The 16,485-nt window shown below is 68.9% G+C and carries 11 protein-coding genes; 4 read left to right on the top strand and 7 right to left on the bottom strand.

Features of this window, described 5'->3' with window-relative positions:
* The first annotated feature begins 3 nt into the window (after positions 1 to 3).
* Positions 4 to 627 carry a TetR/AcrR family transcriptional regulator gene (locus tag AC5592_RS05785; RefSeq protein ID WP_051024067.1) on the top strand — a complete coding sequence of 208 codons (624 nt, stop codon included), beginning with the start codon at positions 4 to 6 and terminating at the stop codon, positions 625 to 627.
* A 28-nt stretch (positions 628 to 655) separates the two neighbouring features.
* Here AC5592_RS05785 and AC5592_RS05780 read toward each other — a convergent pair whose 3' ends face one another.
* Positions 656 to 994 (bottom strand): GNAT family N-acetyltransferase, encoded by a 339-nt coding sequence (locus tag AC5592_RS05780; protein WP_036496941.1) that lies wholly within the window; start codon positions 992 to 994, stop codon positions 656 to 658.
* A 711-nt stretch (positions 995 to 1,705) separates the two neighbouring features.
* Complete coding sequence (locus tag AC5592_RS05775) at positions 1,706 to 2,698, bottom strand: stage II sporulation protein M (RefSeq protein WP_063063629.1); 993 nt, start codon at positions 2,696 to 2,698, stop codon at positions 1,706 to 1,708.
* A 78-nt stretch (positions 2,699 to 2,776) separates the two neighbouring features.
* On the opposite strand from AC5592_RS05775, the gene AC5592_RS05770 reads away from it, so the two are divergent.
* Positions 2,777 to 3,607, top strand: coding sequence for an RDD family protein (locus tag AC5592_RS05770; RefSeq protein ID WP_063920248.1), 831 nt, complete (start codon positions 2,777 to 2,779; stop codon positions 3,605 to 3,607).
* Between the two features lie 4 nt (positions 3,608 to 3,611).
* Here the strand turns inward: AC5592_RS05770 and AC5592_RS05765 are convergent, their stop codons facing one another.
* From AC5592_RS05765 to AC5592_RS05745, 5 genes are all read right to left on the bottom strand, one after another.
* Positions 3,612 to 4,904, bottom strand: coding sequence for a DUF58 domain-containing protein (locus tag AC5592_RS05765; RefSeq protein ID WP_063063628.1), 1,293 nt, complete (start codon positions 4,902 to 4,904; stop codon positions 3,612 to 3,614).
* Positions 4,905 to 4,908: 4 nt separating this feature from the next.
* Complete coding sequence (locus AC5592_RS05760) at positions 4,909 to 5,892, bottom strand: AAA family ATPase (protein ID WP_063063627.1); 984 nt, start codon at positions 5,890 to 5,892, stop codon at positions 4,909 to 4,911.
* 10 nt (positions 5,893 to 5,902) lie between these two features.
* Positions 5,903 to 6,940, bottom strand: a complete 1,038-nt coding sequence (locus AC5592_RS05755) for a DUF4129 domain-containing protein (RefSeq protein WP_063063626.1) — start codon at positions 6,938 to 6,940, stop codon at positions 5,903 to 5,905.
* A complete protein-coding gene (locus AC5592_RS05750; RefSeq protein WP_232329211.1) occupies positions 6,937 to 7,845 on the bottom strand; it encodes a hypothetical protein in 909 nt (302 codons plus the stop codon). The genes AC5592_RS05755 and AC5592_RS05750 overlap by 4 nt, the downstream gene beginning before the upstream one ends.
* Positions 7,846 to 8,000: 155 nt before the next feature.
* Entirely contained in the window at positions 8,001 to 9,989 is a 1,989-nt protein-coding gene (locus tag AC5592_RS05745) for a DUF4407 domain-containing protein (protein WP_157121604.1), read from the bottom strand.
* A gap of 282 nt (positions 9,990 to 10,271) precedes the next feature.
* Between AC5592_RS05745 and aroQ the strand changes: the two genes are divergently transcribed.
* Together aroQ and gltB are read left to right on the top strand one after the other, a co-directional pair.
* A complete protein-coding gene (gene aroQ / locus AC5592_RS05740) occupies positions 10,272 to 11,030 on the top strand; it encodes a gamma subclass chorismate mutase AroQ (protein ID WP_198163772.1) in 759 nt (252 codons plus the stop codon).
* Positions 11,031 to 11,749: 719 nt separating this feature from the next.
* The gene (gene gltB, locus AC5592_RS05735; RefSeq protein WP_063063623.1) at positions 11,750 to 16,438 is read left to right on the top strand and encodes a glutamate synthase large subunit; all 4,689 of its coding nucleotides are present in this window, start codon (positions 11,750 to 11,752) and stop codon (positions 16,436 to 16,438) included.
* Positions 16,439 to 16,485 lie beyond the last annotated feature (47 nt).

The following is a 16,485-nucleotide window of genomic DNA, read 5'->3' as shown; positions in this document are numbered from 1 at the left end:
GCCATGGGGAGGCCACGGCAGTTCGACGAATCGGCGTTGCTCGACGCCGCCACCGAACTGTTCTGGTCGCAGGGTTTCGAACAGACGTCGGTCGAGGACGTCTCGCGCGCGAGCGGCATCGGCAACGGCAGCATCTACGCCGCCTACCGCAGCAAACGCGGACTGTTCCTCGCGGCCTTCGAACGCTACTGCGAGGGCCGCGCCCGCCTGGTGCGCGAGGTGGTGACCTCGGCTCCCGGTTCGGCGCGCGCGGCCGTGCGCGCGTTGTTCGAGGCGATCATCGACGACTGCGTCGCACAGCCCGATCGGCGCGGCTGCCTGATGCTCAACAGCATCGCCCAGCTCGGCTCGCGCCTGCCCGAGGTGATCGGCATCGGGAATCGGACCACGGCCGCGATGGAACAGAGTGTCGCCGAGCGGTTACGCCGCGCCGCCGAGGAATCCGGTGCCGAACTCGATGCGGCGACCCTGGCCGCCTACAGCGCCGCGGTGGTGATGACGGCGCAGGGTCTCATTCAATTGAGTCGCTTGGGAACTCCGCTCTCGCGTCTGCGCGAAATCGCCGAGGTGTCGAGTCGCAATCTGCCCGGAGCGTGGGACGCTCCGGTCGCGGGCGGAGTTCTCTGACGGTGTCGTCCTCCGGGGCCGCCGTTCGTCAGCGGCCTCGCTGGGTGCGCACGTAGTCGACGGCGTCCTGCGTGACAGCGTCGGTGATGTCGGCGAATTCCTCGTGCTTCTGGATGTAGCCCGCCACGAACGGGCAGATCGGCACGATGCGCAGACCGGCCTCGCGGGTACGGTCCAGTGCCTGCGAGACCAGGGCGCCGGCCAGGCCGCGTCCGGCGAAGTCGGAGTCGATTTCGGTGTGGTAGAAGATCCGCTGCCCGTCGTGGTCGAGGTATTCGGTGAAGCCGGCGAGCCGATCGTCCACGCTGATTTCGAACCGCTCCGCGGCCTGCGTGACGACCGGGGAGGGTTGCTGTTCGGCGGTCATGGTCTCAGTATCGCGGCCCGGCCGGCCGGATTCGGGCAGGTTCGGGTGAGGACGCGCGCGGCAGTGTGATCTTCGCCGCATTCTCGGCGGCTGACCGGTCGTTATTCGTTTCCGGTATTACTGGCGAAGAATTGTTGTTCGAGTTCGCTGTCGAAATAACTGCACAATTCAATGGAAGCGCATCCGTAACTATCTGAGAATTACCTGACGGCAGGCTTGGAATCTCCGTCGGTAACAAACTCAAAGTTTGTTTCTCGCTCGTGTCGCTCTTCTGGATAGTGCCACAGTGCCTTCGTTTGATGCGCTGAACTGCGGTGATGACGAACAGGTAAGCAACAGGCGACGCGCCGGCGGAATGACTGCGGACCGCCTATCCGGCAGCGGAACCAACGGCCGAATTGGCAGAAAAATCCCGGCTACTCGAGCGTTGCGGTCTGGGGTGCACCGCTATTTCCGACCGCCCGCCAGGTATTTGCGCCCAGTCTCCGGAAGTGCTGTCTGGCTGCGGGTTTCGGCTCGGTTACGACCGGGCAGACGGAGTGCGCAGGAGGTTGCGTAGGGGTAACGATTGTGTAGAGTCGACGGTAACGCTGGCCGCAGCTGAGCCGGACTCGCTGCGGCCAGTGGATCTCAAATCGGCACTCCGATGATCCTTCGAATCCCCGCCCTCTCGCAAGGGATTTTCTCAGCCTCAGCAGAACCCGGTCGGCGTTAGCTCGATATGCGCTCGTCCGCGTCCGCCGCGGACCGCAACGCCACACTTTCCTGCGCCGCACGGCGTCCTGGGCCGAAGACGTAGGTCAGAAATCCGAGCTCGGCAACCAGCCCGATACCGATGCGCACCGGCGCGGGCCAGCCGGCGGGTGTGACGAACCCCTCGATCAGGCCCGATACCAGCAGGACCGCCACCAGACCGAGTGCGATCGTGGCCGTCGCCCGGCCCTGCCGGGCCAGCGCCTCGGCCCGCGACGACCGCCCCGGATCGATCAGCGTCCACCCCAGCTTCAGCCCCGCACCGCCGGCGACGAAAACGGCCGTGAGTTCGAGCATGCCGTGTGGCAGCAGGAAACCGAAGAACGAGTCGAGCCGCCCGGCATCCGCCATCAGCCCGGCGGACACCCCCACGTTCAGTGCGTTCATGAACAGCAGATAGGCGGCCGGGAGAATCAGGATGCCGGTGAACAACGCGATCGCCGACACCCAGGCGTTGTTGGTCCACACCTGTGCGGCGAAGGCGTCGTGCGGATGTTCGGAGTAATAGGACTCGAAGCGACCGCCGGGGGCGGTCAGCGATGCCGCGTCCGACGGCAGCCCCAAAGTCCTTCGCGCCGAGGCGGAACCGGACACCCAGATGCCGATTCCGGCCGAGACGGCCAGGAACGCGGCCGCCACCCCGGCCCACCACGACCACGCTCGATACACCGCGGCGGGAAACCGGTGGGTGAAGAAATAGCCGAGCTGCGACCAGGTGTCGGTCCGCGCGCCCAGCAGCCGCCCCCGCGCTCGCGCCAGGACCGCGCTCAGACCGTTGATCAACTCCGGATCCGGTGAATGCGATTGCAGTCGCGCCAGCTGCTGGGAGGTGCGGCGATACAGGGCCACGAATTCGTCGACCTCGGCGCCGCTGAGGCGCCGCTGCGCGGTCAGCCGGTCGAGCCGATCCCAATGCCGCCGCTGCGCGAACGAATAGGCATCGACGTCCATCGGCTCCTCCTGTGTTCGTGCCGACCTGCCCCCCGAAGGCTAGTTCGCACGCGCCCGATTCGGGATACTGGAGCGATCATGGCCGATTTCACCACGGGGGAGGCCGTCTCCCTGCAGTTGCCGATCGCGCGCATCCCCACCCGCGCCGCGGCCTTCGCGATCGATCTGGTGCTGCAGCTCGTCCTCGCCCTCCTCTTGTTGTCGGCCGTCGTCGGCGTGCTGTTCCGATTCGAACCCGACGGCGCGTGGGTCGATGTGGCCGTGCTGATGACCATGGTGACCGTCCTCGTCGGATATCCGGTCGTCAGCGAAACCCTGATGCGGGGGCGGACCGTCGGAAAAATGGCACTGGGCCTGCGTGTGGTGCGCGGCGACGGCGGCCCCGTCGATTTCCGGCACGCGCTGACCCGCGGCCTCGCCGGCGCCCTCGTCGATTTCTGGAATCTCGGCGGGTTCGGTCTGGTCGCGGTGGTCACCTCGCTGTGTTCGCCGCGGGCGCGGCGCGTCGGTGACATCCTGGCCGGCACCGTCGTGGTGTCGGATCGGGCGCGAATTCCCATGCCCGCCTTGGCCGTCGCGCCGCCCTGGCTGGTCGACTGGGTGGGACGGCTGGATCTGTCCGGGCTCACCGAGGATCTCGCCCTGCCGGTGCGCCGGTATCTGACCCGCTTCCCGCACCTCACCCCGCAGGTACAGGCGGAACTCGGTGCGGCGCTGGTGATCGCGGTCTGCGAGCAACTGCGGGTGGCGCCACCGGCCGGATATCCGCCGCTGCAAATTCTCGGCGCGGTGATCGGGGAGCGGCAACGACGGATACTGCCGCCACCGCGCCTGCCCTTCTGGCCGATGCCCCAGCAGTGGGCGGCACCCGCGCAGCCGTATGCCCCGGTGGCCCGGCCGGGGGCATGAACGCTCAGAGCGCTCCCGACCGTTTCAGTTCCAGGTACTCGTCGGCCAGCGCCTCCGGCACGCGATCCGGCGCCGCGGCCACCACGTCGATTCCCTGGCGCTGCAGGGTTTCTCGCACGATCGCGCGTTCGGTGAGCAGATGTTCGGCGGCCGCGGCGGCATAGACCTCGGCGGCGGAATCGCGACGGGTCGCGGTCGCGGCGATCTCCGGATCGGTGACCGACACCAGCAGCACCCGGTGCCGACTGCTCAGCACCGGGAGCACCGGCAGCAGATTCTCTTCGACCATCGCCCCGTCGAGGCTGGTGAACCAGACCACCAGGCTGCGCCGCCGGGTATGGCGAACCGCGGTGCGGACCATCGCCGGGGTGTCGGCATCCAGCAGTGCGGGCACGACGCCCGAGAGGGCGTGCATCAGCTTGGGCTGCACGGCTTTTCCGCGAGCGCCGCGCACCTCGGCGCGGATCTCGCGATCGAAGGCCAGCAGATCGACGGTGTCCCCGGCCGCGGCCGCCAATCCGCCCAGCAGCAGCGCGGCCTCGATGGCGGTGTCCAACCGGGTCTGCTCGCCGAGCCGGGCGGCGCTGATCCGGCCGGTGTCCATCAACATCAGCACGTGGCGATTGCGTTCGGGCCGCCAGGTGCGGACCAGCACATCGGTCGCGCGGGCCGTGGCTCGCCAGTCGATGGAACGCACATCGTCACCGGCTACGTATTCGCGGAAGGAATCGAATTCCGAGCCCGGGCCACGCAGGTTGGCGACCGATCGGCCGTCCAGATGCTGCAGCCGTTTCACCTTGGCAGCGAGGATCCGTTCGGTCCGGAACGGCGGCAGTGCACGAACCGTGGCGGGAACGGTGCGGCGGAACTGCCGGCCCGCCAGGCCGAGCGGTCCGACCAGCCGAACCGTGACCGGCCCCGCGATCCGATCGCCGCGGCGAGCCGGGCGGACGGTGGTGGCCAGCCGGGTGGTGGTGTTCGGCGGCAGCCGCAATCGGTGGGTCTCGGCCGGTGCCTGCGCACTGGGCGGCCAGTCGTCCCACAGTAGCGCCCGCACCACGCCCGGGCCGCGATTCAGGACGGTGAGCTCGACCGTGGCGGTGCGGCCGACGCGGACGGTGGTGAGCGGCACCCGGGACAGTTCGAGAGCGCCGGTGCGACAGGCGATCACGTCGACGGCGACCAGCAGAGCCAGCACACCCGTCAGCACCACGACTCCGGCCCAGGACGGCAGTGCGACTCCGACGACCACCGCCGCCACGGCCGCGCAGACGGCGAGCCGACCCGTGACGATCATCGCGCTACACCGGAACCGGGACCGTGGCCAGCAGCGAGGACATCACGCCGTCACCCGTCACGCCGTCCAGTTCGGCTTCGGGACGCAGCTGCAGACGATGCCGCAGGACGGTCACCGCAACGGTTTTGACGTCGTCCGGAGTGACGAAGGCGCGCCCGTTCAGCCAGGCCACGGCCCGAGCCGAGGCCAGCACCGCGGTCGCCCCGCGCGGTGACGCGCCGTGCTGAACCGCGGGAGAGGTGCGGGTCGCGCGGCACAGATCGACGATGTAGGCCAGCACCTCAGGGTTGACCGTCACCTGCGCGACGGCGGCCCGCGCCGCCGCGATATGCGCCGCCCCCGCGACCGGCCGCACACCCGCCGCGTCCAGATCGCGCGGATCGAAGCCGGCGGCGTGGCGCTGCAGAATGCGGAATTCGTCGTCCCGGCCGGGCAATTGGATGTCCACCTTGAACAGGAACCGGTCCAGTTGCGCTTCCGGCAGCGGGTAGGTGCCCTCCTGTTCGATCGGATTCTGGGTCGCGATCACCACGAACGGATCGGGCAGCGGCTGCGGCACGCCGGCCACCGACACCTGCCGCTCCTCCATCGACTCCAGCAGTGCCGATTGGGTTTTCGGCGGTGTGCGGTTGATCTCGTCGGCGAGCAGCAGGTTGGTGAAAACCGGGCCGCGGCGGAAGGTGAATTCGGCCGAATGCGGATCGTATATCTGGGAGCCGGTGACATCGCCCGGCATCAGGTCCGGAGTGAACTGCACCCGGGTGTGCTCGAGTTCCAGCGCCGCGGCCAGCGAACGCACCAGCAGCGTCTTCGCCACGCCCGGAACACCTTCCAACAGCACATGGCCCCGGCACAGCAGCGCGAGTACCAGGAACAGCACCGCGTGGTCGTTGCCCACGACGGCCTTGCCGATCTCGGCACGCACCTCGCCGAGCGCCCGGAGCGCCTGGTCGGCGGTGGGGGTGTGGTTGGTCTGCGCCGTTGTCATCCGGTCTCCGTCATCCTATTTCCGATTCGATCCAGTCCAGTTGTGCCGCCACGTATTCCAGTGCCGCATCGTCGGCGACGGGCCCGTAGAAGGCCGCGGCGACGCGGCCGGGATCGACGCCGATCCGGGCTCCGATCACCGCGCTCACTCGTTCCGGCGCGGCATCGGCGCGCAGGTCCACGCGGGCGCGGATGCGCCGCAGGGTGGCCGCGCGCAACTTCGCCGCGACATGGTCGCGATCCTTGGTTCTGCGGTAGAGCGCGGCCTGACCGGCGAGCAGCTCACCGGCCGCCACCCGCACCGGTCGGGGTTCGCCCACCACGGCACCGCGGCGGCGGGCGCGCCACCAGACCACGACCGCGGCGAAGATCAGCGCCTGCAGTCCGCCGTAGGCCAGCCAGGGCGGCAGGCGCTGGAAGATCGAATCGTCGCCCTCGCCCACATCGGGTGGGCGGACATCCGGGTGATCGGGCGGCGGCGGTGGGTGCGGCTGCGTCGGCTGTGGTGGGGCCGTCGGCGCGGCGGCCAGCCGGAACAGCAGGTACACGACCAGCGCGACGACGAGCGCGCCCACGACGACCACCCAGAAACGCTTGTCGCGCAACAATTGTGGCAGGGGCGGCAGCTGACGACGGCCACGGCGCGTGCGTGCCGAGCGCTGCTGTTCGATCGGGTCCGGCGGTGGCGGCGGCGCCAGCGAATACCGGTCGGCCGAGGTGAGGCGCTGATATTCGTCCGGGGTGGCGGTGCGCCCGCCGTAGACGATCTCGTCGAAACTGTGTGCCGCGCCGTCGAATTCGGCGGCGGCACCGGGAAGGGCATGCGCTGCGGCCGATGCGGTTTCGCGCGCGGTGCGCGAACGCCGGACCTCGAGCACCCCACCCTGTTCGAGACCGCGCACGACGGCGCGGAAGCGTTCGCGCAGTGCGGTATCGAAGTCGTGGTGCCCGGCGGCGGACTCGGCCGCGGCGCGGTGCTGGGCGGCCGGGCCGAGTGTCGGTGGCGGAGGCGCCGAGGGGCGATCGGGCCGGGCGTCGTCGTCGGTCACCGTGCCGCCTGCCCGCTCGGTATCCGGATGTCGAAACCTTCGCGGCCGCAGCGCCGGTCGATATGGACCACCACCGCGGTCGCGGCGTCCACCGCCGCGGCGAACGCCGAAATCAGCAGCACCGCACCGGACAGCAGGATGACGACCGCCCAGCGATGGGTGCCGGAGATATCGGAGAGGAAGCCCAGGAGTCCCGCGACCGGCGCCGCCAGCGCCAACAGCACTGTGCGCAGATAGAGCCACAGACCGGCCAACGGCATCACGCGGCCGGTGGCGAGCAGTTTCGCTCGTCGGACCGCCGCCTGGTACGGAATCGATTCGGTGAACAGGACGGGCGCGATCGGCCACCTCGTCCCGCGTACCCGGGCCAGCCAGATCACCGCCGGAATCAGGGTGACGATCAGCGGCGTGCCGAGCAACAGGATGCCGAAGCCGATCGATGTGGAAATCACCTGATTCAGCAGCAGCCGGCCCGAGACCGGGACCAGGCGCCCGGCGGCGGTGCGCGCGGTGATCGGCTGGTCGTCGACGACGGCGAGCCCGATCGGCACGGTGACACCGACTGTCCACAGCCGCAGCACCCATGCACAGCAGGCTGTGGAAAGAATTGCCGCCCAGGCGGTTCCGGCGCTCGAGCCCCCGGTCGCGAACGACACCAGGGCGGTGATCCCGGCCACGATCCCCAGGGCAGCGGCCGATCCCGCACCCGCCAGCCCGGCGATCAGCCGAATCCGATGCTGCAACACCGCGAAGGGCAGATCGGCCAGCTCGCGCCACGACAGTGGTCGCACCGGAATTCGTTCGGCGTCGTCTCCGCCGACGGAGTCGCGGTCGCCGGCACCGCGCGGCGGCACCACGCGGTGGGCGGACGATCGCCCCTCTCGACCGGTCACGGCTGGAAACACGGGCCGAGTCTATCCACGGACCCGGACGCGTGACGGTTATCCGAGCGGCCACCCGGCCGGGTCCGCCCACGAGCTGACGCGACCCGGTTCGGCCACACCGACGCACCGTGCCGCCCCCGGCCGTGGTCCCGGGCGCGTCCGGTCGCAGCCCTCGGTCAGTCGCGGCCGGAGCCGGGCGGCAGTTCGCGCGGGGCGCGGTAGCCGAGTTCGGTCGCGTCGGCGGCGGGCAATTCGCCGTACGGGCCGGATTCCGGCAGGCCGGGGTGGGCCGCGGGATCCCGGTACGGGAGCGCCGCGTAGCGGGCATAGCGCGGGTCGTGCCGGTAGGCGGCGTAACGCGGGTCGTGCTGGTACGCGTCGTACGGGTACGACGCGGTGACCTGGCCGTACGGCGCATTCGGCAGCGCCTGGCCCGGATGCCCGTAGCCCACCGCCGGATCGTGCGAATCCTCGGAGTTCACCGTCACCTTGCGGGTGCGTTTGAGAGTGAAGGTGATCTCCTCCGCCTCTTCGAAGACCTGACGGACGGTGCGCAGCGGTGCCGTCGCGGTGTCGATGGTCCGGTCGAGTGCGGAGGTGACGAATCCGGGTACCAGCGGCCGGATCCAGCGCGCCGCGGTATCGGTGAACGGCACCGTGCCGATCACCGGAAGTTCCAGTCCACCACCCTTTTTCGCATCCTCGCGCGGGGCGGGCACCGCAGCGGGCGAATTCGGTGCCAGGCCGGTCGAGGGCAGCTGTGCGGGCAGATTCCGTGCGGTCACGGTCGCCTCCTGTAGGGGGTCGGTTCGGGCCGTGGATTCGGCGGCGGGCAATGCGTTCGGGGCGGTCTGCGCCCCCGGGGGAAGGGCGGCCAGCGCTTCGAATTCGGCCACCGCCCGGCGCTGCGGTTCGGTGATGCCGATTTCCAGGTTGCCGATCGCGGCTATCACCCGTTTGCGCTGGCGTTCGCGATCGATCGCGGTATCGGCGTGCAATGCCAGTTGCGCGGCGGCCACCCGGTGTTCGGCGTGCTGGACCGCGACCGCGGTGTCGGCGGCCCGCGCGGCGCGGTCGGCTTCGGCCCGCGCGGCCACGGCGCGGTCGAACGACGATTCGCCACGCCAGGACCGCAGTATCAGCGGCAGCAGCGCCAGTACCACCGCGATCACGATCGTGAGCAGGCGCAACAGCAGCGCGCCGATATGCCCGATGGTGTAGTCGTTCATGGCCAGCCAGCGCGCGCCCAGACCACGGTCCCCGGTGTGGAAGGCAGCGGTACGGGCCTGCTCCAGGGCGCGCTGCCGGGTGGCGATTTCCGCGTCCGAGGGCTGGATGCGGGCCTGGGCGGTGTTGAACCGCCCGCGGGCGTCGTCGAGCATCGCGTTGGCGGTCTGTGCTTCGGGGCCCCGGCCGGGCACCCCGGTGATCTTGGTCTGCGGGCACTGCGGCGTGGGGTTGTATTCGCAGCGGGCGACGACCAGGGCCTGATCCATATCGGCCTGTGCCTGGGCGATGGTCTGCGTGAGTGCGGCGCGTTCGGCCGTCGCCCGGTCGAGTTCGGTGCGCGCGGTGACCACGGTCGCGGCGGATTCGGCGTCGCGGCGGGACCGATCGTCGAGTGTGCGGTCGACGGATCCGGCGAGAATCACCGTGCTCGCCAGCTCGGCCACCAGCACACCGGTGATCACCGCGACCACGATCCGCCCGAACCGCTCGGCTCGGCCGCGGCCGGCCCGGTCCGACAGTGGCGCGGTGGCCAGCGCTCGCGATATCGCGCCGACCAGCAGTGTCGCGAGCAGCGCGACGATCGCCACGACCGCGGCGGGCCAGTGTGCCGCCGCACCCGCTGCCGCGACGACGATTCCGGACAGCACCGCGAACAACAGCACCACCCCACCGGTGACGGCGTAGGCCGACGCCTCGTGCCGTTCGCCGCGGCCGGCTTCGGCGCCGCCGAGCCAGGTCAGCGCGCCGATCGGCGACCGCCGGGATGTCGGTCGCGGTGCGGTCGTGCGGGAGCCGGCCGCCGGGGTTTCGGGCGCCGGGGTTTCGGAGGCCGGGGTTTCGGAGGCCGGGGTTTCGGAGGCCGGGCTTTCGGAGGCCGAGGCTTCGGACGCCGGACGTCCGGTGGCGGATTGATCGAAGACGCGGGGATCGGTCAACGGATTCACATCCTCTGGGTCCCAGTCGTTGTCGCCACGGGCGAAACGGTCGTTGCATCGTGGTCCGGGCGGTGGTGTGCCCCCGCGCGCGGGCGGAGCGGGTAATCCGCCGAGCGCCCCGGCCGCGCGCAATCAGGTTCAGAGTGACAGGCCGACCGGGGAACCACCGAGTGCGGTGGCATCGATGTGGTAAGCCTCACAGACGGCCGGGGAGCGAAACCCTACTCTCGGGTAGGCGGCGCCGATCGAAACGAGGGTGCGGCCGTGACAGGAGGGCGGAACGTGCGAGCGACTCCGGAAGTCGGCGCTCATGGGAGCGGGGGAGCATATGCGGGTGAGACCGGCGACTCCGCGGTGGCGGTCGACGCCCACGCCGCACGGTCGCGATGCGATGGTCACCGCCCGCGCCGCAGCGCTCGCCTCGTCGCGGTCGCCGTGCTTCTCACCTCGGCATTCGCGGTCGTGGCGCCGGTGACCGCGGAACAAGTACTTCCGCAGGCGCAGGCGGCTCCCGCGGCGGAAGGCCGGTCAGTATTGAGTCCCCTGGTGGAGCTGGTGCTGCGCCGCCTGAACACCGCCGACGCCGTCGCCGCCGCGAAATGGACCACGTCGCAGGCGACCGGACAGGCTCCCGTGGTGGACGATCCGGTGCGCGAGGCGCAGGTCTACGACGCGATGGCCGCCGCCGGCACCCGATCGGGGCTGCCGCAGGACTGGGTGCGGCAGGTGTTCACCGGCCAGATCGAAGCCAACAAGACCGTGCAGTACGGACTACTCACCCGGTGGCGGTTCGATCCGGCTGCCGCGCCCGTATCGGATGCGTCGGATCTGGCAGCCGTGCGGCCCGTGATCGACCAGGTGAACGGCGAAATCCTGAGTCAGCTGGCGGCGCATCGCACCGTGCTCGGCGCGCCGGATTGTGCGCAGCAGCTCGCGGCCGCGGTGTTCCCCGTTCTGACCTCGGGCCGGGTGGACGCACTGCACGGCGCGGCGCTGGTCCGCGCGACCGTAACGCTTTGTCCCGCAACGGATGTGAAATAAACCACAGTCATTCTCGATCTTGGTTTGCCGGGAATGTGCTGAACTCCACATTCGCAAACGATGCCGTACGGTCCGCACATTGGCGTGGCTTGTCGCTCCGGTATCCGGAATGTCTCCTCCGGGTGTCCGGAGAGTTAGCCGCCTTACACCCCGGTTTGCCGCCGCCGCGTCCGGGGAAATCTGATTCGACGCAGGTGAGAGCGTTGCACAGGACTGGGCTCCCAGCTCGTGGGCGATGCCCAGGCGCTATCGACGGCAGTGGCGAACGCGACTCAGCGATCCGCGCTGGCTGCTTTACACTGGAGAACGCGCAGGTAGTGGAGGACCGATGAAGATGCCCAGGTAGACGGAGTATTTAGCACAACCTAAGTTGGTTGGGCTCCGGTCCTGACTTATCGTTTGCTCTAAGTGTCGGACGTGAAATGTCCGACTCGTCGCCCGCACTCGGCCACGAGCCGCAAGCATCAGCCTAGCGGGCGAGCACGGCGCGGTGGGTAAGGAACTCCTCAGAGTTCCGCTACCACCGAGCACCCGACTACGAAACCGAAGCGGGTGGACAACTGGAGAGTTTGACTGCACGGGATGACCATCAGCGCCGCTGGTCGCCGCAACGTCCGGACGCAGTCTAGGCGGAGGCGTTTCGACGAGGGCCATCGGAAAGAAGGCATCGAAATCGAAGGCCTCTTCGTTGAAGGCGCCTATTTCTTGAAGGCAGAGGCATGACGCAACTTCCTGGCCACCGCGGCGAGCCGCGAATTGGACACCGGTCACCGGGTCGAATTGGTCTGTACGACCCGGCGAACGAGCACGACTCCTGCGGTGTCGCGTTCGTCGTCGACATGCATGGCCGTCGTAGCCGCGACATCGTCGACAAGGCTATTACGGCACTGCTGAACCTGGAGCACCGTGGTGCTGCGGGTGCGGAACCCAACTCCGGTGACGGTGCGGGCATCCTGATCCAGCTCCCGGATGCGTTCTTCCGGGCCACGCTGGCCGAGAGCGGTGCCGCGTTCGAGTTGCCGCCGGAAGGTTCCTACGCCACCGGTATCGCATTCCTGCCGCAGGCCCGCCGCGAGGCCGCCCGCGCCTGCTACCGGGTCGAGAAGATCGTCAAGGAAGAGGGCCTGGCCGTTCTGGGCTGGCGCGAGGTTCCGATCGACGAGTCCTCCCTGGGTGCGCTGTCGCGCGACGCCATGCCGACGTTCCGGCAGCTGTTCATCGCCTCGCCCCCGGACGCCGCCGAGCAGCTCAGCGGCATGGATCTGGAGCGGCGTGCCTACGTCGTGCGCAAGCGGGTCGAGCACGAACTCGGCAAGCAGGGCGCCGGTGAGGGCGCGGTCGGCCGCGAGACCGTCTACTTCCCGAGCCTGTCCGGTCAGACCTTCGTCTACAAGGGCATGTTCACCACCCCGCAGCTGCGGGCGTTCTACCTGGATCTGCAGGACGACCGGGTCGAATCGGCGCTGGGCATCGTGCACTCGCGGTTCTCGACCAACACCTTCCCGTCCTGGCCGCTGGCCCACCCCTTCCGCCGCGTCGCGCACAACGGTGAGATCAACACCGTCACCGGTAACGAGAACTGGATGCGCGCCCGCGAGGCGCTGCTGAACTCCGAGATCTTCGGCACCGACAGCGAGGGCAACAACCGGCTGGAGAAGATCTTCCCGGTCTGCACCCCGGGCGCCTCCGACACCGCGCGCTTCGACGAGGTGCTGGAACTGCTGCACCTCGGTGGCCGCAGCCTGCCGCACGCCGTGCTGATGATGATCCCGGAGGCCTGGGAGCGGCACGAGTCGATGGACCCGGCGCAGCGCGCCTTCTACCGCTACCACTCCATGCTGATGGAGCCGTGGGACGGCCCGGCCTCGGTGTGCTTCACCGACGGCACCGTCGTCGGCGCGGTGCTGGACCGCAACGGTCTGCGCCCGTCGCGCATCTGGGTCACCGAGGACGGCTTGGTCGTCATGGCCTCCGAGGTCGGCGTGCTCGACATCGAGCCGTCGAAGGTGGTCCGCAAGGCCCGTCTGCAGCCCGGCCGCATGTTCCTGGTCGACACCTCGCAGGGCCGCATCATCAGCGACGACGAGATCAAGTCGCAGCTGGCCGCCGAGCAGCCGTACCAGGAGTGGCTCGACGAGGGCATCATCAAGCTGGCCGAGCTGCCCGACCGTCCGCACGAGCACATGTCGCACGACCGCGTGCTCATCCGCCAGCAGATCTTCGGATACTCCACCGAGGAACTGAGCCTGCTGATCACGCCGATGGCCAAGACCGGCGGTGAGGCGCTGGGTTCGATGGGCACCGATACGCCGATCGCGGTGCTGTCCTCGCGTCCCCGCCTGCTGTTCGACTACTTCGCGCAGCTGTTCGCCCAGGTCACCAACCCGCCGCTGGACGCCATCCGCGAGGAGGTCGTCACCAGCCTGCGCAGCACCATCGGCCCGGAGGCCGACCTGCTGCATCCGGGACCGGAGTCCTGTCGTCACATCACGCTGACCCAGCCGATTCTCGACAACGACGAGCTGGCCAAGCTCGTCCACATCAACGACGACGGTTCGCGGCCCGAGCTGCGTTCGGTGGTCGTGCGCGGCCTCTACTCGGTGAAGAAGGGCGGCAAGGGTCTGCGCAAGGCGCTCGAGGCGATCAACGCCCAGGTGTCGGCCGCCATCGACGGCGGCGCGCGGATCATCGTGCTGTCCGACCGCGAATCCAACGAGAAGCTGGCGCCGATTCCGTCGCTGCTGCTCACCGCCTCGGTGCACCACCACCTGGTGCGCGAGCGCACCCGCACCAAGGTCGGCCTGGTCGTCGAGGCCGGTGACGCCCGCGAGGTGCACCACATGGCCATGCTGGTCGGCTTCGGCGCGGCCGCGATCAACCCCTACATGGCCTTCGAGTCGATCGAGGACATGCTCGAGCGCGGCGCGCTGGAGATGCCGGGCAGCACCGGTGACAAGGCGGCCGACTACGCCGCGGCCGTCAAGAACTACAACAAGGCGGCCGGCAAGGGCGTGCTGAAGGTGATGTCCAAGATGGGCATCTCCACCATCGCCTCCTACCGCGGCGCGCAGCTGTTCCAGGTCGTGGGCCTGTCGCAGGAACTGTGCGACCAGTACTTCACCGGCCTGACCTCGCCGCTGGACGGCATCGGTCTCGACGACATCGCCGCCGAGGTCGCCGCCCGCCACCGGGTCGCCTTCCTGGAGAACCGCACCGAGCGCGCGCACCGCGAACTCGAGATCGGCGGTGAATACCAGTGGCGGCGCGAGGGTGAGTTCCACCTGTTCAACCCGGACACGGTGTTCAAGCTGCAGCACGCGACCCGCTCGGGTCAGTACTCGATCTTCAAGGAGTACACCAAGCTGGTCGACGACCAGTCCGAGCGCCTGGCCTCGCTGCGCGGCCTGTTCAAGTTCAAGACCGAGGGCCGGCACGCGATTCCGGTCGAGGAAGTCGAGCCGGCGAGCGAGATCGTGAAGCGCTTCTCCACCGGCGCGATGAGCTACGGCTCGATCTCGGCGGAGGCGCACGAGACCCTCGCCATCGCGATGAACCGTCTCGGCGGCCGCTCCAACTCGGGTGAGGGCGGCGAGTCGCCGGCCCGCTTCGAGCCGGAGGACAGCGGCGATTGGCGGCGCAGTGCGATCAAGCAGGTGGCCTCGGGCCGCTTCGGTGTGACCGCGCACTACCTGACCAACTGCACCGATATCCAGATCAAGATGGCCCAGGGCGCCAAGCCCGGTGAGGGCGGTCAGCTGCCCGCGCACAAGGTGTACCCGTGGGTCGCCGAGGTGCGGCACTCGACGCCGGGTGTCGGCCTGATCTCGCCGCCGCCGCACCACGACATCTACTCGATCGAGGATCTGGCCCAGCTGATCCACGACCTGAAGAACGCGAATCCGCAGGCTCGGATTCACGTGAAACTTGTCGCGGAGCCGGGTGTGGGAACGGTCGCGGCCGGCGTCTCCAAGGCGCACGCCGACGTCGTGCTGATCTCCGGCCACGACGGTGGCACCGGCGCCTCGCCGCTGACCTCGTTGAAGCACGCGGGCGGCCCGTGGGAGCTCGGTCTGGCCGAGACCCAGCAGACGCTGCTGCTCAACGGTCTGCGCGACCGCATCGTGGTGCAGGTCGACGGCCAGATGAAGACCGGCCGCGACGTGCTGATCGGCGCGCTGCTCGGTGCCGAGGAGTACGGTTTCGCGACCGCTCCGCTGGTGGTCTCCGGCTGCGTCATGATGCGCGTCTGCCATCTCGACACCTGCCCGGTCGGCGTCGCGACCCAGAACCCGGTACTGCGTCAGCGCTTCACCGGTAAGCCCGAATTCGTCGAGAACTTCTTCCTGTTCATCGCCGAAGAGGTGCGGGAGCTGCTGGCCTCGCTGGGTCTGCGCACGCTCGACGAGGCCATCGGCCGGGTCGACCTGCTCGACACCACCAAGGCCAAGGAGCACTGGAAGGCGAGCAAGCTGGATCTGTCGCCGATCCTCGACGATGTCGAGACGGCGTTCATGTACCAGGACCGCCGCAACACCAAGACTCAGGACCACGGCCTGGACAAGGCGCTGGACAACCAGCTCATCGCCCAGGCTGCGGATGCGCTCGAGCGCGGCAAGCCGGTCAAGTTCGAGACCAAGATCACGAACGTGAACCGCACGGTCGGCACCATGCTCGGCCACGAGGTGACCAAGCTCTACGGTGGCGCCGGCCTGCCCGACGACACCATCGACATCACCTTCACCGGTTCGGCGGGCAACAGCTTCGGCGCGTTCGTCCCGGCCGGTATCACCCTGCGGGTGTTCGGTGATGCCAACGACTATGTGGGCAAGGGCCTCTCGGGCGGGCACCTGGTGGTGCGGCCGTCGCTGAACGCGCCGGAGTCCTTCGTCGCCGAAGAGAACATCATCGCGGGCAACGTGATCCTGTTCGGCGCCACCAGCGGTGAGGCGTTCATCCGCGGCGTGGTCGGCGAGCGGTTCTGTGTGCGCAACTCGGGCGCCACCGCGGTGGTCGAGGGCGTGGGTGACCACGGCTGCGAGTACATGACCGGTGGCCGAGTGGTGATCCTCGGCGAGACCGGCCGGAACTTCGGTGCCGGTATGTCGGGCGGTATCGCCTACATCTACAACCCGAACGGCACGTTCGAAGCCAACCTCAACACCGAGTTGGTCGATATCGAACAGCTCGAGGGCGAGGACTTCACCTGGCTGCGCGACGTGGTCGCGAGCCATCGCGATGCGACGGGTTCGGCGGTGGCCGAACGCATCCTGAGCGATTGGTCGCAGCAGGTGAACCACTTCGTGAAGGTTATGCCTCGCGACTACAAGAAGGTATTGCTCGCTATCTCCGAGGCTGAGAAGGCCGGGCGGGATGTCGACGAGGCGATCATGGAGGCCGCACGTGGATAACGTGAGACGCGTGCAAGACGCACGGACGGCCGTGAGAGGCGAAATTA

The sequence above is a fragment of the Nocardia violaceofusca NBRC 14427 genome, from assembly GCF_963869435.1.
Lineage (GTDB): Bacteria > Actinomycetota > Actinomycetes > Mycobacteriales > Mycobacteriaceae > Nocardia > Nocardia aobensis.
Note: the sequence above shows the minus strand (reverse complement) of the source record. Positions and strands in the feature narration are given on the sequence as shown.

What these genes read in the sequence shown, in the direction of transcription:
- gltB (WP_063063623.1), top strand. Translation starts at nt 11,750, where the DNA reads ATGACGCAACTTCCTGGCCACCGCGGCGAGCCGCGAATTGGACACCGG.
- AC5592_RS05765 (WP_063063628.1), bottom strand. Translation starts at nt 4,904, where the DNA reads ATGATCGTCACGGGTCGGCTCGCCGTCTGCGCGGCCGTGGCGGCGGTG.
- AC5592_RS05770 (WP_063920248.1), top strand. Translation starts at nt 2,777, where the DNA reads ATGGCCGATTTCACCACGGGGGAGGCCGTCTCCCTGCAGTTGCCGATC.
- AC5592_RS05785 (WP_051024067.1), top strand. Translation starts at nt 4, where the DNA reads ATGGGGAGGCCACGGCAGTTCGACGAATCGGCGTTGCTCGACGCCGCC.
- AC5592_RS05780 (WP_036496941.1), bottom strand. Translation starts at nt 994, where the DNA reads ATGACCGCCGAACAGCAACCCTCCCCGGTCGTCACGCAGGCCGCGGAG.
- AC5592_RS05775 (WP_063063629.1), bottom strand. Translation starts at nt 2,698, where the DNA reads ATGGACGTCGATGCCTATTCGTTCGCGCAGCGGCGGCATTGGGATCGG.
- AC5592_RS05760 (WP_063063627.1), bottom strand. Translation starts at nt 5,892, where the DNA reads ATGACAACGGCGCAGACCAACCACACCCCCACCGCCGACCAGGCGCTC.